17 protein-coding genes are annotated in these 25,444 nt (G+C 35.7%); 5 read left to right on the plus strand and 12 right to left on the minus strand.

The annotated features are described in order from the left end of the window. Nucleotides 1–539 precede the first annotated feature (539 nt). The 5 genes from VB264_RS20085 (at nucleotide 540) to VB264_RS20105 (ending at nucleotide 8,266) form a co-directional block, all read left to right on the plus strand. Entirely contained in the window at nucleotides 540–1,622 is a 1,083-nt protein-coding gene (locus VB264_RS20085) for a sensor histidine kinase (RefSeq protein ID WP_323252320.1), read from the plus strand. After that, the gene (locus VB264_RS20090) at nucleotides 1,619–2,374 is read left to right on the plus strand and encodes a LytR/AlgR family response regulator transcription factor (protein WP_323252322.1); all 756 of its coding nucleotides are present in this window, start codon (nucleotides 1,619–1,621) and stop codon (nucleotides 2,372–2,374) included. Before VB264_RS20085 ends, VB264_RS20090 begins: the two co-directional genes overlap by 4 nt. A gap of 176 nt (nucleotides 2,375–2,550) precedes the next feature. Then, entirely contained in the window at nucleotides 2,551–3,690 is a 1,140-nt protein-coding gene (locus VB264_RS20095; RefSeq protein ID WP_323252324.1) for an efflux RND transporter periplasmic adaptor subunit, read from the plus strand. Between the two features lie 23 nt (nucleotides 3,691–3,713). Next, the gene (locus VB264_RS20100; protein WP_323252326.1) at nucleotides 3,714–6,827 is read left to right on the plus strand and encodes an efflux RND transporter permease subunit; all 3,114 of its coding nucleotides are present in this window, start codon (nucleotides 3,714–3,716) and stop codon (nucleotides 6,825–6,827) included. Nucleotides 6,828–6,853: 26 nt separating this feature from the next. Further along, entirely contained in the window at nucleotides 6,854–8,266 is a 1,413-nt protein-coding gene (locus VB264_RS20105) for a TolC family protein (RefSeq protein ID WP_323252329.1), read from the plus strand. 288 nt (nucleotides 8,267–8,554) lie between these two features. Here the strand turns inward: VB264_RS20105 and metQ are convergent, their stop codons facing one another. The 12 genes from metQ to VB264_RS20165 form a co-directional block, all read right to left on the minus strand. Then, nucleotides 8,555–9,364, minus strand: a complete 810-nt coding sequence (gene metQ, locus VB264_RS20110; RefSeq protein ID WP_323252331.1) for a methionine ABC transporter substrate-binding lipoprotein MetQ — start codon at nucleotides 9,362–9,364, stop codon at nucleotides 8,555–8,557. 12 nt (nucleotides 9,365–9,376) lie between these two features. Next, nucleotides 9,377–10,033 (minus strand): methionine ABC transporter permease MetI, encoded by a 657-nt coding sequence (gene metI / locus VB264_RS20115; protein ID WP_323252333.1) that lies wholly within the window; start codon nucleotides 10,031–10,033, stop codon nucleotides 9,377–9,379. Continuing rightward, entirely contained in the window at nucleotides 10,026–11,054 is a 1,029-nt protein-coding gene (locus VB264_RS20120) for a methionine ABC transporter ATP-binding protein (protein WP_323252335.1), read from the minus strand. Before VB264_RS20120 ends, metI begins: the two co-directional genes overlap by 8 nt. Before the next feature lie 448 nt (nucleotides 11,055–11,502). Further along, nucleotides 11,503–12,426: a LysR family transcriptional regulator gene (locus tag VB264_RS20125; protein ID WP_323252337.1), complete on the minus strand. Its 924-nt coding sequence runs from the start codon at nucleotides 12,424–12,426 to the stop codon at nucleotides 11,503–11,505. Between the two features lie 357 nt (nucleotides 12,427–12,783). Beyond that, on the minus strand, nucleotides 12,784–14,730 hold the full coding sequence (locus VB264_RS20130) for a glycoside hydrolase family 97 protein (protein ID WP_323252339.1): 1,947 nt from the start codon (nucleotides 14,728–14,730) through the stop codon (nucleotides 12,784–12,786). A 99-nt stretch (nucleotides 14,731–14,829) separates the two neighbouring features. After that, nucleotides 14,830–16,755 carry an alpha/beta hydrolase-fold protein gene (locus VB264_RS20135; protein ID WP_323252341.1) on the minus strand — a complete coding sequence of 642 codons (1,926 nt, stop codon included), beginning with the start codon at nucleotides 16,753–16,755 and terminating at the stop codon, nucleotides 14,830–14,832. Between the two features lie 80 nt (nucleotides 16,756–16,835). After that, nucleotides 16,836–17,912 (minus strand): esterase, encoded by a 1,077-nt coding sequence (locus VB264_RS20140; RefSeq protein ID WP_323252343.1) that lies wholly within the window; start codon nucleotides 17,910–17,912, stop codon nucleotides 16,836–16,838. 73 nt (nucleotides 17,913–17,985) lie between these two features. Next, nucleotides 17,986–19,140, minus strand: coding sequence for an alpha/beta hydrolase-fold protein (locus VB264_RS20145; protein WP_323252345.1), 1,155 nt, complete (start codon nucleotides 19,138–19,140; stop codon nucleotides 17,986–17,988). 475 nt (nucleotides 19,141–19,615) lie between these two features. Beyond that, nucleotides 19,616–20,278 carry a hypothetical protein gene (locus VB264_RS20150; protein ID WP_323252347.1) on the minus strand — a complete coding sequence of 221 codons (663 nt, stop codon included), beginning with the start codon at nucleotides 20,276–20,278 and terminating at the stop codon, nucleotides 19,616–19,618. A gap of 520 nt (nucleotides 20,279–20,798) precedes the next feature. Further along, nucleotides 20,799–22,106 carry a glycosyl hydrolase family 8 gene (locus VB264_RS20155; RefSeq protein ID WP_323252349.1) on the minus strand — a complete coding sequence of 436 codons (1,308 nt, stop codon included), beginning with the start codon at nucleotides 22,104–22,106 and terminating at the stop codon, nucleotides 20,799–20,801. Between the two features lie 161 nt (nucleotides 22,107–22,267). Then, nucleotides 22,268–23,383, minus strand: coding sequence for an alpha/beta hydrolase-fold protein (locus VB264_RS20160; protein ID WP_323252351.1), 1,116 nt, complete (start codon nucleotides 23,381–23,383; stop codon nucleotides 22,268–22,270). A 30-nt stretch (nucleotides 23,384–23,413) separates the two neighbouring features. Continuing rightward, the gene (locus VB264_RS20165) at nucleotides 23,414–25,366 is read right to left on the minus strand and encodes an alpha-L-fucosidase (protein ID WP_407654666.1); all 1,953 of its coding nucleotides are present in this window, start codon (nucleotides 25,364–25,366) and stop codon (nucleotides 23,414–23,416) included. Nucleotides 25,367–25,444: the final 78 nt, after the last annotated feature.

Here is a 25,444-nt window from a genome sequence, read left to right on the forward strand (position 1 = left end):
GAAATACAAATCAAGGGTTTTCAAAAATATGGAGAGAACTTTTAAATATATTAACTCGATGGATTCAAATACAACTAACTCAGTATCAATATATAACAAAAATCATCGGGTAGAGTAATTTATAAGGTATCTCTTTAGCTTTTTTATTCACATAAGTGATTATTATTTTGAAGCTGTTTAAACTTTCCGTTTCTAAGGTGAAAGTATTCTAAAAGACTTAGTTTAACCCGAAAGAGAAAGTTTAAACAGCTTCTTTGTAAGTCTTGAAAGGACAATATAAAAAAACCACTTCCTTTGTTTAGGAGTCCTCATTAGCCGAAGTCTGATTTAAACACCAACAATCAAAATACAGTCCACGGTTTAGTAATTATATTAGGGCTTTCAGTCGTGAATTAGGTAGGTTAAGTAAGAAAAAGATGAAAGTAAATATAGAATAATTCAATTTTGGAAACTTTAAATTCAATAAGGATATAAATGCTTATCTTTCAAGCAAGAATCAGCATCAATAATTTAACCTACCATCACAGTATTTTTAATAAATGAGAAGTAAAAAAGATACATTTTTAAGCAATAAGGGCAAGCGTATAATCATTGTGTTATTCGCTTTTATCTTATTAAATCTCGTTTCTTACGTCATTGATCCTTATTCTTCGTACTGGAGTTATTACTTCAAACGCTCTGTACTTTCTATTTCAGAAGATTTAGCTTTATCATTTGTTTTCTGCTTATTAATCTCAGAGTCAAGTATCTTCATTAGCAACAAACTCAATGATTCGATTTCGTGGACAGAAAAACCCTTGAAACGATTAATCATTGAAACGGGGTTAAACTTGGTTATTATTTTCGCAAGCCTTGCCATATTAGACCAACTATACCGATTAATGGATGAGGCTGAAACTTGTATAGAAATCCACTCGGCTGACAAAGTAAGAGGTTTTTTTCAGTGGATTGTAGTCAGTGTAATTATTGCTTTTATGATTATTGGAATTAATACTTGTAATTACCTGATTGTCAACTGGAAAAATGCGGCCATGAAAGCTGCCGCACTTGACCAACTCGCTGTTGAAGCAGAACTACAATCTTTGAAACTTCAGATAGACCCCCATTTTGTATTCAATAACCTTAGCGTTCTTTCTGAACTGATATTGGTCAATCAACAATTGGGTTATGAATATGCCGAGAACTTTTCAAAAATATATCGCTATATGTTGGTCAATTCGAAGAAAGATATAATTCTATTAGAAGAGGAGTTGAAGTTTCTGAATTCGTATATGTTTTTGATTAAGAACCGCATAGGTGATGGTGTAACATTTGAAGTAAACATTGACAACGTCAGTAAACAGCTTTATTTGCCACCACTGACCTTACAATTATTGGTAGAAAATGCCTTGAAACACAACAAAACCAATAAGAAAAACCCCTTGAAAATTAGTATTTACAATATGGATGAACAAGCATTAATTGTTGAAAACATATTACTTCCCATCGAAAATCAGCTTGAATCATCAGGAATTGGTATTCAAAATATCATTAGAAGATATGATTTGCTTTGGCAAAAACAGCCTGAAATTATAAAGGATGAAACTACGTTTAAAGTAAAAATTCCGTTAATAAAACAATGATAGAGAAAATACTGATAGTAGAAGACGAAAAACCTAATGCGGATAGATTGGAACGGTTGATTAAAGTAATCAGACCCAAAGCTACTATCCTTGAGGTATTAGATAGTATTTCCGACAGTGTGATTTGGTTCAATAAACATGAAAAACCAGATGTGGTGATGATGGACGTAAGATTGTCGGACGGACTGAGTTTTGAAATTTTTGAACAAGTAAAGATAAACTGCCCAATCATTTTTACAACGGCTTATGACGAATATGCCGTAAAAGCATTCAAATACAATAGTATTGATTATTTGTTGAAACCCGTTGAACAAGAAGAATTACTGACATCCTTTACAAAATTGGAAGCTTTGTCTGTCGATTTTCACCAGAAATCGTTAGAAGGATTATTAGATTTTTTAAAGCCAAAAGATTTTAGAAGTAGATTTTTACTTCCTTACAAAGATGGTTATAAAACGGTTCAGGTAAGTGATATTGTCTTCTTCTATTCTAAACATAAAATCACCAGAGCCAAACTTCTTAATGGCTCAGAAGAAACCATTCCACTGACGATGGAAGAACTTGAATTGCAACTCAATCCAAAAACCTTTTTCAGAGCGAATCGTCAAATTATCATTCATATTGATGCCATTCAGCAAGTACATAATTATTTCAATGGAAAATTGAAAATTGACATTGAAAAAAACACAGAAGTAGAAGTAATCATCAGTCGGGATAAAGCTGGATTATTCAAGTCGTGGATGGATTATTAAGTCCTTATTATCCAATTCAACATTTTTTTTAAGCACTCTTTCCAAATTCTTTTCCCTTCAAAATTCGGGAAGGTAAATCTTCAATTCAGGAGTAAAAATATACGGTTCAGTGATTTTCTCCATAATTAATGAGCCAGTGAAACTTCCTTTGTAGTATAAATTAATCCTTATACTCAATGTTAAAACTCACGTCTAAAACAAGGAATACTTTTAAAGGAATGATATTTCTGCTCTGTTCTTTAATGTTTTTTTCTTGTAAAGAACAAGCTCAAGAACAGCCTGAGCAACTACCTCTAACAGTTGATTTCCTTCAAATAAGCATTGCAAATGCTGATGTTGCCAAAAAATATCCCGGAGCCATTGAAGGGTCGGTCAATGTTGATTTAAAAGCACAAGTATCAGGCTATTTAGAGAAGATATTCGTCAAGGAGGGCGATTATGTACAAAAGGGGCAAGCACTTTTCAAAATTAAAGCAGAGGTGTTCAATGAGCAGGTGAATAATAGCTCGGCAACACTCAAAGCTGCCTTGGCAGCACAGGCCAATGCCAAATTGGAAGTTGAAAAGATTCGCCCTTTGGTAGAAGGAAAAGTAGTTTCTGAAATCCAATTACAAACGGCTGAAGCCAATTACGAAGCTGCTTCAGCACAAGTAACCCAAGCAAAAGCCATGTTAAATTCTTCTAAAATCAATGCAGAATTTAGCTTAATAAAAGCTCCGATTAGCGGTTATATAGGTAGAATTCCTAACAGAATCGGCAATTTGGTAACCCCCACAGACCTTGTTCCTCTTACAACCCTTTCAGACATTAATCAGATTTTTGTTTATTTCTCGCTCACAGAAGCAGATTATATCGCTTTTATGAAAGAAAAAGGGTTACAAAAAAACATAAATACAGTTTCATTGGTGATGGCCGACGGTAGCGAATATGCACACAAAGGTAAATTAGAATTTGCTAGTGGGAATATCGACCGCACTACCGGAAGCATTGCCTTGAAAGCCATTTTCCCTAATCCTGATAAATTACTACGTTCGGGAGGTTCTGCTGGTGTGATTTTACAAAAAGCTTATCATACTGCACTATTAGTACCAATGGCAAGTGTCAAAGATATTCAAGACAAATACTTTGTTTTCTCCTTGGCTGATAGCAACAAAGTAGCCATGAAGCCTTTTGAAATAGAAGGTAAATCTGGTAGTAATTATATCGTAAAATCTGGAATTAGTGAAGGTGAGAAAATTGCCCTCACTAGTATTGATGTATTGAATGAAGGAATGACGGTTATTCCTAAAATTACAAAAAGTTCATTGGGAAAATAGGTGCATTTCAAAATTGAAAAAACATGTTAAAAAGAATAATAGATAGACCCGTTTTGGCGACGGTAATTTCTATCGTAATTGTGGTGTTAGGGATTGTCGGACTTGATAGACTTTCCGTTACACGATTTCCAGACATTTCACCTCCAACAGTCATGGTGTCGGGTTCATATCCAGGAGGTAATAGTGAAACCGTAATTCGTTCTGTTGTTACGCCACTCGAAGAGCAAATCAATGGAGTAGAAAATATGCAGTACATCAAATCTACAGCTAGTAATGATGGAACATTTTCAATTTCAATCATCTTCAAACAAGGCGTAAATGCGGACCAAGCAGCAGTAAATGTACAAAATCGTGTGCAACAAGCTACACCGATTTTGCCACAAGAAGTAATTAGGATGGGGCTCACTACTTCCAAACAACAGAATAGCATGATTATGATATTCAACTTGTTTACAGAAGATAATAAAAAATACGATGAAAAGTTTTTGCAGAATTATGCCAATATTAACCTTATTCCGCAAATCAAAAGAGTTCCGGGCGTAGGGCAAGCCATGGTTTTTGGAACAAAGGATTATTCCATGCGTATTTGGCTCAACCCTCGCCAAATGGCTAATTATAATTTAGTTCCTGCAGACATCAGTAACGCCATTGCCGAACAAAGCTTAGAAGCTGCCCCCGGAAAATTGGGTGAAGAATCTAACGCTGCTTTAGAGTATGTAATTCGTTATAAAGGGAAAAAGAATCTACCTGAAGACTATGATAATATTGTTGTTAAGAATGCTGGGAATAATATTATTCGTTTGAAAGATGTAGCACGAGTTGAATTTGGAGCAATTTCTTACAGTGGCAATAGTACTTCAAACGGAAGGAATACGGCTACTATTGCTATTTTACAAACAACAGGTTCGAACGCTAATGAAATCGAAATAGGAATAGATAAAGAAATTGAACGACTGTCCAAATCGTTTCCTCCAAGTATAAAATACTCGAAATTAATGAGTACGAAGGAAAAACTGGACGAAGCAACTAGTCAGGTAAAATCAACATTGTTTGAAGCCTTTGTTCTTGTATTCTTAGTGGTATTTCTATTTTTGCAAGATTTTCGTTCTACGATTATTCCTGCAATTGCTGTACCTGTAGCCATTATCGGAACGTTTTTCTTTTTGCTCGTACTGGGTTTTACGATTAATGTATTGACCCTTTTTGCCTTAGTTTTAGCCATTGGAATCGTGGTAGATGATGCCATTGTAGTTGTGGAAGCGGTTCATAGTAAAATGGAAGGGACTCATTTAAGTGGGAAAGAAGCGACACATTCTGCAATGGGGGAAATTACAGGTGCTGTAGTTTCTATTACGCTTGTGATGTCTGCGGTATTTATTCCGATTGGTTTTATGACGGGTTCAGCAGGAATTTTTTATAAGCAATTTGCTTATACACTGGCTATTGCCATCATTATTTCAGCTGTAAATGCCCTGACACTAACACCTGCTTTATGTGCTTTACTCTTGAAAAATACGCATAGTGAAAGTAATACTAAGGTAGGTTTTAGTAAACGCTTTTTTTCTGGTTTCAATGCAGGTTTTGATAATCTTACTAACCGCTATGTAAAGAGTATTCGTTTCTTGGCAATACACAAATGGTTGGCTGTCGGCTTTGTGGTGTCAATAATGAGTGTGGCTACTTGGGCCATTATGAGTACCCCCAAAAGCTTTGTGCCTATGGAAGATGATAGTATGTTCACATACGTACTCAGTATGCCTCCGGGTACGGCGTTGACTCCTACAACCAAAGTAGCCGATAAAATCAACAAGCTTTTGTCTGAAATAGAAGCCATTGAAGATAATACCACCATTACTGGCTTTAACCTGATGACCAACAGTACAAGCCCTGCTTATGCAGTAGGTTTTGTCAAATTTAAACCCAGAACAGAGCGAGGAAAAATCCAAGACATCGACGAATTGATGAAGGTTGTTGATGCTAAACTATCTGTCGCTAAGGAGGGAGGAATCCTCACGATGAGAATGCCTCCAGTAGATGGATATGGCGTTACGAACGGCGCTGAAATTGTATTACAAGATCGTCAAGGTCGTAGTTCTGTAGCATTGAAAGCTCAGGCTGATAAAGTAATTGCCGACTTAATGAAGGTTTCTGGCGTGCAATTAGCCTATACTATGTTCCGTGCTGATTATCCACAATTAGAGCTGGAAGTAGATGAAGACAAAGCCAAACAAATGGGGCTTAATATTAATGGTATTTTAGGTACGGTTCAAAGCTATTTCTCGGGTGACCAATCTTTAAATTTTTCAAGATTTGGGAAATTTTATCGGGTAAATATCAAAGCAGATGGTGTATTTAGAATGGACGAACAAGCTTTTGATGAAATTTTTGTTCGAAACGATAAGGGTGTAATGATTCCTGTAAAATCAATTATCTCGTTGCATAAAGTATATGGCCCTGAATCGGTAAGTCGCTATAATCTTTATAATGCATTGACAATTAATATCAATGCTATGCCCGGAATAAGTAACGGAGCTTTGATGGAACGTTTGGAAGCCGTTTTGGATAAAATGCCAACAGATTATAGCTACGAATGGACAGGCCTGAGCTTAGAAGAAAAATCGGCAGGGAATCAGACGATAGCCATTTTGGGGCTTTGTTTACTCTTCGTGTATTTACTATTATCAGCTCAGTACGAAAGTTATTTATTGCCTCTTGCGGTTTTATTATCTATTCCAACGGGGATTCTGGGAGCTTACATTGGTATTAAAAGTATTGGTTTAGACAATAACATTTATGTACAGATTGGGATTATTATGCTGATTGGTCTATTAGCCAAAAATGCTATTTTGATAGTAGAATTTGCTGTACAACGTAGGCGTGCAGGACTATCTATTCTGGATGCAGCATTAGATGCTTCCAAAGCCAGATTAAGACCAATCGTGATGACATCACTCGCATTCATTGTAGGAATGATTCCACTGATGTTTTCAAAAGGAGGCACCGCAACGGGAAATCATTCTATCAGTACTAGTGCCGCAATGGGCATGCTAAGTGGTGTGGTTTTGGGCGTAATTGTTATTCCTTTATTGTTTATGTTATTCCAATACTTACAAGAAAAAGTAGCAAGGAAAAACTAAGAATTTTAATCTTGAAATGACCTAAAATGAAATTATCAAAAATACATATATTCCTAAGCGTTATTATATCATTACTACTTTCTTCTTGCATGATTGAGAAGAAATATAGCCGTGCGAACTTAAACATTCCTGAACAGTATAGAGAAACTGTTACTGTAACAGCTGATACCATTCAATTGCCTTGGAGGACATTTTTTAAAGATACAATATTGGTAAATCTCATTGAAAAAGCACTTCAGAAAAATAATGAAATTGCTGTGGCAGTGATGAATATGCAACAGTTGGATTTGATGTACAAACAGTCAAAATTAGGGCTTTATCCATCTGTAGATTTGAACGTTGGTGCAAATAGAAATTGGCTTTCTAAAAGTTCTCTTAACGGTTCGTTGACCGAACAATTTTTGGGAACAAGTTACATGGATGACTATGCTGCCAGCTTAAGACTTTCTTGGGAAGCTGATATTTGGGGGAAAGCCAAAATACATAGAGAGGCTTCACTTGCCAACTATTTTGCACAAAAAGAAAACCTTTCAGCCTTGAAAACTAGGCTCATCGTTCAGGTTGCTCAAGCCTATTATAACTTAATAGCACTCGACGAACAATTGAAAGTAGCAAAACGTAACATTGTTTTGGGAGATAGCACTCTAGCGATGATTCGGATTCAATATAAATCTGGACAAGTGAATTCCTTGGCAGTTGAACAGACAGAGGCACAGAAAAAAACAGCAGAATTGTTAGTGCCATTAGCTTTACAAAATATTGCAATACAAGAAAATGCACTTAATATTTTGTGTGGAGAATACCCTAGCAGCATTGCAAGAGTTGGCATTATAGATAATGTCATGCCTTCTGCCATATTTCCTTTGGGCGTTCCAGCCATGCTTTTGAGTCGCCGACCTGACGTAAAATCAGCAGAATACGCCGTTGTCTCAGCCAATGCAAAAAGGAATATTGCCAATATTGCCATGTATCCAAGTATCAGTTTTACGCCATCTGTAGGGGTGAATTCTTTTAAGCTTGATACATGGTTTAATCTGCCAGGTTCTATCGTGAAAAATATTGGTGTCAATTTAACTCAGCCAATTTTTATGAAAAAATCGCTTAAAACAGCTTATGATATTGCCGTCATAGATCAAGAAAAAGCAGTAAGTGCTTTTAAACAATCGCTATTAACAGCAGTAGGTGAGGTATCTGATGCCCTTGCCAGAGCTAAGTATGCAGATGAAAGAATGGGCTTAGTTAAACAAAAAAAAGCATCACTCACAAAAGCTACGAATGATGTATTTATGCTTTATAAAAGTGGAATGGCTACTTATTTAGAAGTAATTACTACACAGAACAATTCTTTACAAAATGAATTGGAAGCCATAGAAATCAAAAAAGAAAAGTTTAATGCCATCACTGATTTATATCGAACATTGGGTGGTGGTGAAAAATAAGAAACAAGAAATTAAACAGCTTCTATCTCTTGCCCACGGTGTAGCATCATTTAGTATCACAGAATACAGTGGTTTGGAAGCGTGAACTTCACAATATTCAAAAAGGAAATTTTGATATTGTGAAGTTCAATGTAGTTAATGTGGTTGTGCGTATTGCTCAAATTCATAAAAAATTACAAATATCTGCATGCGTATCAGACGTCACGAGTATATCGTGAAATTCTTTATAATCAAATTCGCCTCCCATTTTTTTAGCTAAATTTAAAGTAAAAATTCAATCTTTGAAGACTACCAACCCTTTATTGCACGACCTTTAAAAGCTTTTTCGGCTGCTTTTTCTACTGCTTCTGACTGATAAGCTTTTACGAATTTTTTTACTTTTTCATCGTTTTTGTTGTCTTCTCTTGCTACTATCACATTGACATAAGGTGACTCTTTCTCTTCTTTCATAATGCCTAATTCATCAGGGTCTAATCCAGCTTGTGCAGCAAAATTGTTATTGATAATAGCAATCGTAACTTCTTTGTCATCCAAGACTGTGGGTAATTGCGGAGCTTCTATTTCCAGAATTTTCAATTGTTTCGGATTTTCAATAATGTCTGTCACCTTTGGCAAAAGCCCGACATTTTCTTTCAGTTTCAGCAAACCGTTTTTTTGTAAAAGCAGTAATGAACGTCCGCCATTGGTCGGGTCGTTTGGAATTACAATCGTACTACCGTTTTGCAGTTCAGAAATGTTTTTAATTTTTTTGGAATACGCCACAATTGGGTAAACAAACGTATTGCCCACAACCGCCAATTTGTAGCCACGTTGTTTGGATTGTTCTTCCAAATATGGAACGTGCTGAAAGGCATTTATGTCAATCTCACCATTGTTCAAGGCTTCGTTTGGAATAACATAATCATTGAACGCAATCAATTCTACTTCCAAATTATATTTTTCTTTGGCTTCTTTTTTGGCAGCTTCGGCAATTTCTTGTTCTAAACCCGAAGTAATACCAACTCTGATATAATTTGGGTCATTCTTTTTTGAATTTCCGCAAGAATTAAACAATAATAATCCTGCGGTAACCAAGCATAATAATCCTATTTTTCTCATTTTCTATTTGTTTTATCTGTGATTAAATCTTTTTGAAAGTTTATCGCCCGAAAACTGTATGATAAATACTAATGTTATCAATAAAACCAAAACCGTATTCATAATAAAAGCATCGTACCCGACATAACCATATTGGTAACCAATTTGTCCCAATCCGCCCGCACCAACAGCACCGCCCATGGCAGAATATCCGACTAATGTAATCAGCGTGATGCTTGCATTATTTATTAAGGAAGGCAATGCTTCAGGTAGCAATACTTTGATAACAATTTGTAAAGGACTTGCACCTAATGCTCTGGCAGTTTCTATCAATCCGTTTGGCACTTCGAGTAAACTGTTTTCTACCAATCGTGTTATGAATGGTGCCGCACCAATACTCAACGGAACCAACGCTGCATTTACGCCAATGGAGGTGCCTACCAATGCTCTTGTAAATGGTATGAGCCACACGATTAAAATGATAAAAGGAATGGAACGGAATACGTTTACCAATACCGATAATATACGGTTGTAGGAACTATTTTCAAGTAGCTGCCCTTTTTTCGTAAGAAACAAAATGACTCCCAAAGGAAGTCCGATTAAAAAACCAAAAAATCCTGATGTAAACGTCATAAAAACCGTTTCCCAAATTCCTTTTAAAAGCAATGAAATAGTTGTTTGCTCAAACATATCCTTTAATGGTGTTTTGAATGTTATTTTGATTGAAATACTGAATCACTTTTTCATTTTCATCCGAACCTCCTTGTAAGGACAAGAATAATTTTCCAAAATTGGATTTACCCAAATATTCCACTTCTGCCGAAAACAATTTGTAGGGAATTTTATAGTCGCTGTGTACAACGGATAAAAGTTGTTCAAACGAAATTTGACCATTTAATTCGATTTCCAGCAAGGGAAACAAACCTACCGATAGTTCTGGTTGTAATTGGCTGCTTAAAGATTGAGGAATCGTCGCTGTTTTAGGAATTATAAATTGCTTGATGATAGGGTTTTCTTTATTTGATACGATTTCCTCCAACGTTCCTTTTGCAATAAGTTTTCCCTTGTCTATCACGGCAACGTGATTGCAGATGGCCTTTATCACGTCCATTTCATGAGTAATCAGTAAAATGGTGATCTTCAATCTTTGATTGATGTCTTTTAATAGTTGTAAAATGGATTGCGTTGTAACGGGGTCTAATGCGCTTGTGGCTTCATCGCAAAGCAGTAAATAGGGGTCATTTGCCAAAGCTCTGGCGATGGCAACCCGCTGTTTTTGTCCACCAGAAAGGCTTTTGGGATAATCTTTTGCTTTATCTTCCAAGCCTACAACTTTTAAAAGTTGGTTTACTTTTTCTGCAATTTCCGATTTGCTGGTATTATCCAATTCTAAGGGCAATGCAACATTGTCAAAAACAGTTCTGGAAGAAAGAAGGTTAAAATGCTGGAAAATCATTCCGATTTTTTTACGTTCTCTCGCCAATTCCCTATTATTTAACGTCGTTAAATCTTTTCCATTGATGATAATTTGACCTTGGTCGGGTTTTTCTAACAAATTAACTGACCGAATCAGCGTACTTTTCCCCGCACCTGAAAAACCGATGATTCCGACGATATCACCTTGTTCTATATTTAAACTTACTTCATCAAGTGCCTTGAATGATTGTTTTTCCTGATGAAAAGTTTTGGAGATATTTTTAATTTCAATCATTAGATTTCTATTGAATTTTTAGTTTGTTGATGCTACTAACCATTTGTTTTTTAGATTACTAATTATTCTTTATTTTTTATAAATTTTAGGGTAAAAAAAGGCGTTACGATTTGCCGTAACGCCTTCCCCGATATAATAACTCAATGACATTTACTATATAGCAACTCATCATTATTGATACCTTGCTAACGTGTGTTTAATAGTATTACCATTCATTTTCTTGCAATGAAAAACTGTCATTAGTTGATTTTGAATACAAATGTAGTACTTATTTGCCATTACTATATAAAGCCCATAGATATTATTTTATTAAACATATAATTTTGATGCTTTTACAAGAGCAACGTATATAAATAAGCGTTATGAGCGAAGTCACAGACACGATTTTCAGTTTATCAGACAAGGAGATTTCTCTGATTATTGAAAACTGTCTTTATTTGTCTTTACTTCAAAACTTTTCAAACCAATTAAATTTATCATGAATTATTTTTATTTTTTCTTCTTGAAGATAATTCAGAAAAGCTTTTGCGACTGGAGAGAAATTTTTTCCTTTCATCCAAATCAAATGCCAAGTAGTAACGATGGGTAATCCGTTGACGGGTATGATTTGTAAATCTCCGTTGAGTAGCTCATTTTTTATACCAATCAATGGCATTATTGAATAACCCAAACCCGCAATCACTGCTTGCTTTACTGCTTCGTTGGAAGTCAGTTCCATCTTTTTTCTGACTGAAACTTTATTCTCTTCAACATATTTTTCCATCGTATGTCTAGTTCCAGACCCTTTTTCACGATAAATAAGAGGAAGCGTTTCAAAGATGTCTTTTTCATAGTACTTATTGTCAAAAACTACTTGTTTGTTGCCGACCAAAAATAGTTTGTTTTGCATCAAGTCCTCTTTTTCAACTTGAAGATTAACGGGCAGTACTGAAACTAAAGAAAAATCTACCTCATTGTTCTCTAAACTTTCCAATACTTTGGCTTTGTTGGTTACATCCAAAATCAATTCTATACCTTCATGTTGTTTCAAGAAATCTGCCAAGAAATACGGAATGATATATTTTCCTGTAGAAACTACTGAAAGTTTTAGCCGACCCGTGAGCTGTCCTTTGTAAGTCAATGTCTTTAAATTAATGGCATTTACTTCATCCAAAATTCGCTCGGCAGCAATAGCGATTTCTTTCCCAAAATCTGTGATAAATAGCTTTCTGCCAACTACTTCTGTTAAGGGAATATCAAATTGATCTTGAAAATTTCTGAGCTGTATAGATACCGCTGGTTGTGTTAAATGCAGCTCTTCCGAAGCCTTTGTGATACTCTGAGTTTGGGTTACTTTCAAGAATACTTGTAGCTGATGTAAGGTATAATTCATAAATATATTTAATGATTATGCTTACAAATATAAATAAAAATATAAGAATGGCTTTTTAGAATTTGCAGTGTCAAAAAATAAAAGCAACTCAACATGACACGAATCACAATAGCAAAAGGCGATGGCATAGGGTCAGAAACTATGGATGCTACTTTGGTAATTTCTTAGCAGTAGGGGTGAAGTGGCTATTGAAGTCGAGGAAATTGAAATAGGCGGAAAAGTGTATATTGAATATACTATTTAACATAAGATAAATTATAATACGAATAGCTAGGTTAATCCTTAAGATCGATTTAAATTTCAAGAGTACTATTTTGCTATAATCATGAAGAAAATAGTACTCTTGAAAAACGATATTTATTCGAACACAATCACAAAGCCATCATTTCCTTTTAAGATAATATCTAATTTTCCATCAGAAGGAATGGTTATATTGCTTTGTTCAAAAGAAGGCTCGTTTGCTATCTCGTTTTTACCTGTTTTAATTAAAGTACCTTTTTTGTTTTTGAAAAAACTTAAATCTAGACTAAGGGATTTCTCTGTATTTTCTCCATTAATACCTGCTACATACCATTTCCCAGCGGATTCTCTTGCTACAACGTACAATTTACCAGGATAGCCATCAATAAATTTAACGTTATCCCAAGTATCAGGCAAATTTCTCAAAAAGTCTTTTACATACTCAGGTACGTGTTTCATGCCTTCAGGGCGTTCGGCATAATGTTGTATTCCCGATAAGAAGACAACAGAGGTTGCTAATTCAAAAGCCGAAGTAGTTACACGTTTTATACGAGGTATTTTGTATAAATTCATGGGTGTAAAGTCCATAGGGTCGAAAGCATTACGAACCATCGCAATCATTACCGAATGTTCTGGAGCTTTATTGGCAGCTTGTTGTGAAAAAGTTATCATTTCATAGCCATCAACAGCCTCAGTAGTCATGAGATTAGGGTAAGTACGGTGTAAACCTCTGGGCAAAGTAGCTCCATGAAAGTTAACTAATAAGTGATAGGTAGCGGCATCTTCTAATATATCCTGATAATAGTTAATCATAGATTGACCGTCTCCAGCAAAAAAATCTATTTTAACACCTTTTATGCCCATTTTTTGGATTCTGCTAAATTCCTCTACTCTGCTTTGGTGAGTAAGTAATTTATCTCTTGGCGTAAATTTTACTGTATTCCAGCTACCAGCCGAATTATACCAAAGAAGTAGTCCTACATTTTTTGTTTTGCCATAGTCTGCCAATACTTTTACAGAATCATATCCAATGGTGGCGTCCCAATTAGCATCTATCAAACAATATTGCCATTTCATGTCGGCTGCAAAATCTATGTATTTTTTCTGTGCCTTATAAACGGTAGAATCGTCTTTGTCTAAAATCCAACTCCATGATGATTTACCGGGTTTGATAAAGTCAGCATCCATTTTTTTAGCAGGCAATGCCAAGTCTGTACCTAAAGTTGACTCTGAGATGGTTTTTAAACTCCCTATTGCGATGATTCGCCAAGGGGTTTTCCAAGGTAATGCAGATTCAGGGTTTAATGTTGCAGTGCCATTCGTGAATACTTCGGGACTTTGTGGAAAGTTTATTTTGTATTCGCTATCAGGCGATTTTTGTTGTAAAGCCGTACCACAGTAAGTTCTGTCTAACGCTGCTTCAGTTATCAATAACCACGTATTGTTCGTTTTGAACAAAGCTGGATATATCCATCCATTAGGTCCAGGAGATGATTTACCTGTAGGTATATCTATTTCATAATGCGCTTCGTAGGAAGGATTGGTATGTTCAAAACCTGTTTGGGCTTCTGTTTTGGGTTGTAACCAAGCTCTTGAACCTTCATTAAAATGGAAGCTAGTCGCTTCGGCAACAATCTTTTTAATATCTGTAGATTTTTCAGGAAATTCATAACGAAAAGCCACACCGTCATTTGATACCCTAAATACAATATTCATCTTTTTCCCCGATGCCGTTTTGGTTTCCCATACTTTTTCAGTGGCTATATACGTAATATGGCTTTTTTTAGCGGTACTTATTAAATAATTGTCTTTGACTACTTTAGGGGTAGACGATTTTATCAATTGTAGATTTTTTGAGAAATCTTCATCTTCACGGATTACCCCCAACTTTGAATTACCGAGTACTGTTTCTCCCTTGTATTCGATACTGTAAGATGCTTGTTTTACATCACAAGTGACTACAATGTTCTTATCAGGACTTGCCACTTGAGTACTGGCATTTTGAGCATTACTGGTTAAATAGAATAAGCTGAATGCTATTGAAAAAAATATGTTGTTTTTCATTTTAATAGATTGATGAGTAAATTATCCTTGTTATTTCGGAATGATTTACTCAATTATCAATATCCAATATTTCTTTACTGGATATTGATAATTTAAAATTTACTTAAATAATACTTGTGAAAATTGGAAAATATCATGTCGCCAAACAGGCCAAGTATGTCCACCTGCATATTCGCTGTATTTGTATTTGATACCCATTTCATCAAATTTGCCCAACATTATTTTACAATTATTGTGTGCTATATCCTCTTTACCTCCCATAGAAACCCACAATTCTTTAAGGTTAGTATTGATTGTTGTCGCATTATTCTTCATAAAATCATACTGAGGGTCTGTTAGTTTAGGATTATTTGCCCACCATCCAGAGCTGAATACGCCCAAGTACGAAAACATATTGGTATTCTTGATGCCTGCATAAAGTGTTTGTAAACCTCCCATCGAAAGACCCGCCAAAGCTCTATGTTGGGCATCGGTTTCTACTTTGAAATTACTTTCTACAAAAGGAATAGCGCCATTTTTCAATTCATTTTCAAAAGCTCGTAATTGTGTTTCACCAAAATTGGCTATGCCACCTTGCCCACCAACATTACCGTCGAGCATGGCAATTACCATTGGTTTGGCCTTTTGTTCAGCAATTAAGTTATCCAATATTAAGTCTGTACGTCCTTGTGTAGCCCAACCACGTTGGTCTTCGCCACCACCATGCAATAGGTATAAAACTGGATATTTTTCAGTTGATTTGTCATATCCTGGCGGAGTGTAAACATACATTTCACGCCATGAATTACTAGCTTTCGAGAAATACTTTTTGATACGAATATCGCCATGAGGTACGTCTTTCAAAGCATAAAAACCTCCTTCTTTATACGGAATTTCAATGCCACTTGCTTGGCGACTCATCCCGTAAAACGTTTCGCTAGCAGGGTCGACAAGGGACACGCCATCTATCACTAATGAATAATAATGAAATCCACGACTAATAGAATCGGTTGTAACATGCCAAACTCCGCTGGTATCTTTTACCATATCGTATTTTTTACCTAAATCAATTTGTACTTTTTGGGCATTTGGTGCTTTTACCTTGAAAACTACACGATTGTCGGGAAGAATCTGAGGATACTGACCATTGCGAATATTCGTGCTGGCAGGAGTACCTAAAATAGTATATTTATTAAAAGATGAAACATCAACAGGCTTGAACAAAAATTGTGTATACATATATAACCCATTTTTCCAAACTTTGAAATCGTGTACACCAGGCTCGAGGTAGTAAATATGTGGTACATCGTTTTGGTATAGATAATCGTGTGTCCGTTTGCTAAAAGAAAGCAATCCGTCGTTATCACCACACGAAATCCAAAGGAGTTTAAGTTTCTTTTTGGCCTCTTCAGGATTCGGAACTAATTCTTGTGGAACTTTGGTATTGGGTGCAGACGAAAAACCTCCAACCCATGCAAATTTGTCTAAATTTCCTAAACCAAAATTAAGTGATTGCCCACCACCCATCGAAAGTCCAGCAATCGCGCGGTTTTCACGGTCTGTTAAAGTCGGATAGCTTTTTTCAACAAAAGGAATCAAGTCGTTCAATAAATCTTTTTCAAAAGTAGCAAAAGCCTGTACTTTATCAGGAGCCATAATATTGCCAACGGCGCGGTCGTCTTTCATCGCACGGCCATTAGGCATTACCACAATCATCGGTTGTATTTTTCCTTCAGCATATAGATTATCTAAAATTACCTGAGGTTTTCCACCGTTGAGCCACTCTTTTTCATCGCCACCAATACCATGCAAAAGGTATAATACAGGATATTTTGTTTTTTTGTTAAAACCAGGCGGCGTATATACTAAGGCTTTTCGAGTAGTACCTACGGTTTTAGATTCATATTTTATGGTATCTAATTTGCCCGTAGCAATTCCCGTTCTTACTTGGTCAAAGCCTTTTGGGCCTTCTTTTTCTATTTTCTGTGCATAAACCATAAGGTTCATTAGAAAAAATATAGAAAAACTTACTATTGTTTTTTTCATATTTGTATTATTAAAAGCTTAATTATGTTGTTGTTTTAGACTAAATATGTAATTTCTACTTAGGCGAATAAATGATGCTTTTATTTAAAGAGTTGTGGTAAAGAGTTGGCTAAAAATAATTTACAATTCATCCAAGTATGTCCTCCCGATACTATGAGGGGGGCTATTTTAATTTTCTTTTCTTGAAACATCGCAATATTCTGCTTTACACTTTCATATAAAAAATCTTCAGTTCCAACGCTAATTGTAAATAATTTTAATTGCTTATTTATTTTTGTAGCATCTGGATTCCAGTCAGTAAAATTCTTTTTAAATTCCTCTGTTGCTGTATATGGTGCATAAGAACACACATAAGCGAATTTATCCGTATTAGTTAGCCCAATATTAAGGGTTTGTCCCCCTCCTACTGAAAAGCCTGCTACTGCCCGATTTTTACTATCCGTTAGTACGGAATAATTGTTCTCTATATATGGAATGATGTCATTGATAACATCTTTAGTAAAGTCTGGCATTGGTGCTGGTCTGACATTACCATACGGCATCACAATAATCATGGGTTTAGCTTTTCCCGCTGCTATGAGGTTATCGGCGATAAGGTTTGCACGCCCCACTTTTGTCCATGTTTCTTCTGTATCAGAACCACCATGTATTAAGTATAAAACTGGATATTTATTGCCAGAAAAAGCGTCATAGCCCGGAGGAGTATATACAAGCAATTGTCGAGTAATCCCTAAGGTTGAAGATTTATAATAGCAATAATTAATTTTTCCATGAGGTACATTTTGAAGGGAATGAACAAGGGGTTTATCACCTTTAATATCTACGATACTGCGCTTGAATCTTTCGTTGGCAAAGATATAAGTATTGTTAGGGTCTGCTATTTGTACACTATCTACAAAAAAACTATATGGATATATATCTGGTTTAATAGCGGGTACAGTCACACTCCAAATCCCCGAAGTATCCTTTTTAAATGCAACAGGATTGGCTAAAAACTCACCAACAAGCGTGACTTTCTGTGCGACTTTAGAAAAATACCTAAAAGTAACACTATTATCAGCATGTACATCTGGTGAACTAATTGACGGTGGTCGTTGTGCTAAAACCGTAACAGTAGAAAACAATAAGACTTGAAAGAGGTAATTTATTCGTTTCATGGTTTTGATTCGTTTGAATACTTTAGATAATTGCTTTAGAATTATGCTATACTTTTTGAGATGCTACTTTTTGTTATTTAAACAATAGTGGTAGGGTTTCATTAAGATATTTCTTCACATTCATCCAAGTATGACCGCCATCGTTGATATATTTCTTATAGTTTATATTTTTAGCAGATAAATAATCCATAAACTCTACAGCTCCCTTGTACAAAAAGTCTTCGTTACCAACACTTGTCCATAGTAATTTTAATTGCTTGTTAGTATTTGGCGCATTACTCGTTATATGCCCGAAACTTTTATCCATTTCTGCTGGCGAAAGGTATGAGCTATAGCTACAGACCCAAGCGAAGGTATTCATATTGTTAAATGCTGTTCTTAAGGTTTGTCCTCCCCCACGAGAAAACCCACCAATAGCACGACTCTCACGGTTATTTTCAATATGATAATTATGCTCGATATAAGGTAATATGTTTTTTATCAAATCATTCTCAAAGTCTTTGGCACGTTTCACCCCATCAGCATCATCACGTACAATAGGGTCAGCTGGTTTTTGACCACCCAATTGTTCAGTCAGTCTGGCAGCGATATTCCCATAAGGCATTACAATTATCATTGGTTTTACCTTACCTTCGGCTATCAAATTATCCATGATGAAGTTTACTTTTCCTACTTTAAAAAAAGTTTCTTCGGTATCTGTAGTTCCACTAATGAGGTAATACACAGGGTACTTAACCTTGTAATTTTTAGCATATCCGGGTGGAGTATAAACTACTAACGAGCCTGCTGTCCCTGAAATAGAAGGATAATAATCGTAACTGACAGTGCCATGTGGCACATCTTTGATAGCGTATATTGAAGGAGGTGTATTGAGAATTTCTACAAGACTAGCCTTAAATCGTTCGTTAGGGAAAAATGCGACATTGGCAGGATCCATCACTGTAACACCATCAACTTGGAAACTATAAGGATAAATATCTGGATTAACAGGACCAACAGTCACACTCCAAATTCCCTGAGCATCTTTAGTCATTGATAAAGGCGATTTTTCAAATTGGGCATTCAGTTTTACATCCTTTGCCAAAAGAGACTGATAACGAAACGTGACGGTTTTATCAAGGTTCACCTGTGGAGAAACCACCAAAGGCCCACGTGGCGGTTGAGCAAAAACGTTGCAATAGTTAATCATTAAGCCAATAAGAAAAAAAAGCAATATCCTATTTTTCATTGTATGGAATTTTAATTGTATTTATTCAAATATTCTAAACGATGTTCTATTTATGATAATTGAAACATCTTGGTACGCCTTACATAATAATTAATACCTTGTACTACTTTGTGAAAGATATCCCGACCCAATGTATTTTTCCTGTTTCCTTTTTATGTTTTTAACATTGCTATTTTTTTCATCCTGCTGTACAAATGAAAGTAGTTTGTTATTAATCTGAGAAACTAAGTATATCGTCAAAATCTTTAGCATATACACTAACAGGTTGTGATTCACATGCTTTTATCTTTGTATTTAACCCTAAGCATACCTACGATATACAAGTCTTAAAAAAGGCGGAAAGAAATATTCTCTTCCATAAATATTACTTATTATCTACTCAACCATCAAATTTTCATTTTTACAAAATTAGAAACTAAAAATTCGATGGTTGAAAATTATGATTTACAAGAAAAGTTTAGTAAAATGATTAATCCTATTGACATCCAGGATATGGGCTATCTGGGTAATTTGCACAAGTACCATATTTATTACGAATTAAATTTAGAAGAGTTCCATCACAGAAAGAAGTAAATCCATATGTTGGTAGATATAATCCCATTTCTCCTTCGGTATCAGAATCATAATATATGTTAGTATTCCAAGAAGTACTAAAACTTGCTACTACCGTTTGGCTTGGGGCTAAAGAGAGACTCCATCTATAGACTTTAAAACCATAATTTGAACCAAAGTCAAAATCAAGAGTTAAGGTACCAATCGGTAGACTGTATGATGATAAAATCATGTTTTTTTGTACAGCCACATAAACAGTTAAAATATTTAGTGGTGAATAATAGTTAGTATTTCGCAACTGAACAAAAGACGTTCTATTACCTTGATTACAACAAACTTGCCAGTTTACACCATAAAACCTATAATCCAGTCCATTAGCATCCGACCCCGCCCCCCCTACATGTAAACGAGAATTTTTATCATTTGGTAAAAAGTTATATTTACCTTCTCTTTTTATCTTACTGATAATATCAGAATTTTTTAAATTTGGATTATCATTATCAAGAACAATTTTATTGTCTTGGCAGCTTATCAAAGCTCCCCAAAAACCAAGAGTAATAAGTGATATCATACGATTTTTTTTCATCATTGTAATTGTTAAAGGTTTGAAGATATATTGATTCTTGTAAATCCAGTATAAAAAATTTATGCCATTGGCAGCGAATGCTTAACCTAGGAGCAGATGAAGAATTTCCCCTACCTTTGCTTTATAAAATGAGATAGCATTATATAAAGCATAAGATTTGCCAACGCAGTGACGTAGTGAGATACTACGGCGAGCAGGGGGCAATGATACTTTGTTTAAAATTAACTTATAACACCATAGAACACTTATTGCAAAAAAAACATGGATAGTTCAACTAAGAGTTGCTACAATTTAAAAGATGAGTCCGACAATAGTTTTCAAATCACTAACTATTAATAAATATAATACTAGCAACTTTTTATTTAATAAATTCAAGAATAAAAATTATTAATATCACTTTTTTCTTTAATTCAACTACCTATTATTAAAATGTTTAATACGAATAGCAATAAGCTTTTTATTACTATTCTCCATTTAGATATAAACCTCTCAAAAATCAACTTTTAGGATGAAAAAATATTTATTTAGGCTTGATAATTTGATACTTTCCGCTCAGGTGCATCAAACTAAACATATACATTAGTCCATCATAATAAGGATCAAAATATCCATCTTCATAAGGTTCTAATTTAGCATTCCAAATCGCTCGCACAAAATCTACTTTGTTTTTGTCATGATTAATAAGCGATGCCGTAGCAGCGGTAGATACCAGTCCAATCGAATGCCTTAATTTTTTTACACTACCTGCTTGCAAAATAAAATCAGGTTTTGAACCATCTAAGTTAAATTGGTCGTCATAGGTATCAATACCTTTTGAACGAAGAAAGTTTTGAAACCTTTTTGCATAATCTTCTTGCCAAGATTTATCTTTCCCAAACCAAGTATAATCCATAGTAATGTTCATAGGTACTCTCCATGAATCATAACGAAAACCAGCAGGCATCCAGCGAGTTGGATGAGGTGCTCCACTAAATTCTGTATAGTCAGAATTTAGTCCCGTTACTGGATGACAAGCTCTGTGTAAAAATACCCGAGACGTATCGGCACATTCTTTATAAAACTGTTCATGACCATCTTTAGCATATAATGCCCATACTTCATAAAATGCAGGCAGGTGATACGATGGGTCTGTCCAGTTATAATTACTACCCTCTGGTACAAAAGTGATTTGCTTATGTTCTGTATTTATCAGATTATAAATATTTCCAGTACCATCTTTTTTCCACATGGCATTCAATATTCTTCTGGCTTCATTGTAATAATGAATACCCGTATCATTTCCCCATTTATTGGCTGCAAATAGTAAACTAGTGACATAATACAATTCGCCATCAGAAGCCGAGCCTTCTGATTTTTTTTTCATGGTTTCTGGATTTATACTCCATGCAAAATACCCTTCTCGTGGACCGCTTTGGTGTTGAAGGTGTTTTTTTGACCATCTCCAAATTCTATCGAAAACATCTTTTTTATCTAGTTGAACGGCAATCATCATTCCATAAGAAAGCCCTTCGGTTCGAGCATCATGATTTTTCACATCAGATACATAAGCCATAGAATCACCTACGGCAAAATATACCCGATTGGGTCCTTCAAAAATATCATAATATGCTTTGGCAAGTTTAGCCTCTATCTCGTTTTGACTATATCCTACTTCCAAAAACAGATTACGATATTTCCCCGAAGCAATGGATGCTTGGCTATTTCCTTTTTCTGAATTGCTTTTATTTTGTCCTTTTACTATAATTGGCTTGACTAAAATTATTGAAAATATTAGTATAATTGCTACTTGTATTTTATGGACTATTGCATTATTTCTCTGGTTTTTCATTTCCATTTATTTATATGAGATACGGTTTAAATCATCGCTGATTTAAACCGTATCTCATCAAACTATGTATCTTTACAACATCGCGTTTATCTAGTTTTCGATAACCCGTTATTCCAAAATGAAGGATTACTACTTAAAATATAATCTCTTCTTTTTAATAGTTATTTAAACAATAACGGAGCTAATTCATGTAAACTTCTACGCCATGTTTGGAACTCATGACCAGTTTTATCTGACACGTAAGAAACAGCGTTGAAACTTGCCTCTTTTAATGCCTCAACCGCTTTTATTACTCCTTCAGGTCTTTCTTTACTGCCACAGCTCAAAAATATAAGTTTCACCTTCGATTTGTCTTTGATGTCAGTTGGGGCATAAGTACCCCCACTTAAAAGAGCATAATGCGAAAATACCTCTGGCTTATTCAAAGTAATGGTTTTAGTTTCCATACCACCCATACTCAACCCACCCATAGCACGGTGCGTTTGTTTAGCAATTGTTCTAAAATGAGCATCTACGTATGGAATAAGCTCGTCTACCAAAACCGTTTGGAAAGGCTCTATTTTAAACTCTCTCATTTTTCCAAACTTTACTTCGTTGGTCATACCATAAGTATTTACGATAATGAAAGGCTTAATTTTTCCTTCAGCAATGAGGTTGTCCATAATTAAATTGGCATGACCTTGGTTCATCCAAGCGGTTTCGTCTTCACCCCAGCCGTGTTGTAAGTAAAGTACAGGATATTTATCCTTCCCTTTTTCATAGCCTGGTGGTGTATATACAAATGCTCTGCGAGAGGTGTTGGTACTTGGTGAAGGAAACAATACTTGCTGTACATGACCATGAGGTACGTTTTTGAGCGCGTAAAAATCTTGGTCATGTGCAGGAATTTCTATGCCACTTTCCCAACGAACTGATCCATAGTAGTTTAAAGCACTTGGGTCATTAAATTTACCTCCATCAATCTTGATATTATAGTAGTGAAAACCTTCGTCCATTGGACCTTCTGTAGTACCCATCCAACTACCATCACTGGCTTTCTCTAATTTGGTGCCTCCTTTGCCACCCAGACCTAAACTTACACGAACACTGTCAGCAGCAGGTGCTATTATTTTGAAACGAGCATAACCTTGCGAGTTTACCATTGGGTATTCTTGTTGTGGCTGATTGAGAGAAGATGGTTTAAAGTCTTCAATAATAGCAGGTTGCTGTGCTTGGGCAAAGGATATAGTACCCGCAACAATCGTGGTAAATATCAGAGATAAAAATGTGCTTTTCATAGTTTTTAGGTTAAATTGAATTTTAATAAATCAGTTTGTTAAAATATCAAGCTCTGCATAACCCGACGCAGCGTTTTCTTGAATATTTTTCAAGGCTTTTAGTTTTATATATCGGGCTTTTACACTTGTAAATTCTTTTATTTGCCATGTAGGGTTATTTTTGATATTGGCAAATTCGCCTTCGCTTACCAGTTGCCAGTTGGAATTATCATTTGAAACATAAAATTGATATTGCGAAATTATACTGGCTTCTGCCCACCAATTTTGGTCGGGCAGGTAGCGGAAACCTACCAGATTTTCCTCTTTACCTAAGTCAATTATTAAGTCAGTTGGTACTTTGTCTTTTTGCCAAGACGTATATTCGTTACCATCTAAAACATGAAGGGCTTTTTTATCCTGTATTCCTACTATCGACCAGTGCTTACGAGCAATTTCAAATTTTTCTTCGGCTACTTCGCTTTGTAATTTATTTTGTGGGCTAAAGGCTATGGCTTTTACAGTCACTTTTCCCAAACCTGTGTCAATAGCATCAGTATATTTACTTGATTTTGAGGTTGGTATGCTACCATCAAGCGTGTAAAATAATTCTGACTCAGCATCTGTTGGAGTAATATGCACCACTCCTGCCTGATTACGGGTAATTTGTGGGGGTGTTAAAATAATCGGAGCTTGGTACACTTCGATATTACTAATGAGTGGGCAAGCCTTAGCATCGGTAATATTCAGCCTAATTTGCGTAGCCTTGACGGTGTTAAATCTCAAAATTCGTTTATAGCCAATGGTAGTTTCTTTGGCAATTTGTTGCCAAGTGTCATTTACTTTTGCTTCTAAGGTAAAGGCTTTTACTCTTTGCCCTAGCCAAATAGGCTCTTGAATCAGAAAACGATTGAATGTGGTAGGTTTTGCAAAACTCACCGTCAATGAGGCTTTTGTGACACTATCATCAGTAGCCCAGTAGCTTTCTTTGCTTTGGTCAATAGCTTTTTGTGGTGCAAACTGGCTACTTTTTCCTCGTACATTCGTAGCTTGGGTTTTTGTATTTATTAAAAGATTTTTACTGAAAGCCTCACGTCTTGCTTGGGCAAAAGCAAGCACATTTTTTTCATCTGTTTCGTGTATCAGACCATTGGGCATTATTGGGAAATTAAGCAAAAGTGTACCGTTCCTCCCTACCGAATTATAGTAGGTATCCATGAGCTGTGGTAACGTTTTTACCTTTTTATCTTCTTTGGGATGATAAAACCATTCTGGACGTATAGAGGTATTTACCTCGCCTGGCACCCAAGTATTGCCGTTTTCTACACCGTATCGTAGCATTTGTTCGGGAACATCACCAGTGGCGTTTAGCAAACTCCAATTGGTTTCGCCCACATAGCCTGCCTCCGTACCTACCCAACGTAAATCTGCACGGTCGCCACCATCATTCCAAATCACAATGTTGGGTTGTAGCTTTCTTACCAGTTTGTAGGTGTTTTGCCAGTCGTAATAAGTTTTAGCATCAATCTTTCGGGTTTCGTTTGCACCACCGTAGTAGCCAGAGCCACCATTAGCTCCATCAAACCAAACTTCAAATATTTCGCCATAATTGGTTAGTAACTCTGTGAGTTGGTTACGAAAATAGGTGATGTATTCAGGTTTACCGTAGTCAGGGTGATTTCTGTCCCAAGGGGAAAGATACACACCAAATTTTAAACCATATTCCCTACAAGCATCTGCCAATTCTTTTACCATATCGCCTTGCCCATTTCGCCATGGAGCATTTTTTACGGAATAATCGGTGTATTTCGATGGCCACAAACAAAAGCCACTATGATGTTTGGCAGTAAAAATTATGCCTTTCATACCCGCCTGCTTGCATATTCTAGCCCACTGACGGCAGTCTAATTTAGTGGGATTAAATATTTTTGGGTCTTCGTTACCTAAACCCCAAGCCATATCTGTATAAGTATTTACCGAAAAATGAATGAAACTATAATATTCCATTTGCTGCCAACGCAACTGATTTTTGGAAGGCACTGGCAAAAGTGGCTCTGGTGCTTTTGTCTGCCCCCAAACCGTAAA

This window comes from Arcicella aquatica (assembly GCF_034928825.1).
In the GTDB taxonomy this organism is placed as follows: Bacteria; Bacteroidota; Bacteroidia; order Cytophagales; family Spirosomataceae; genus Arcicella; species Arcicella aquatica.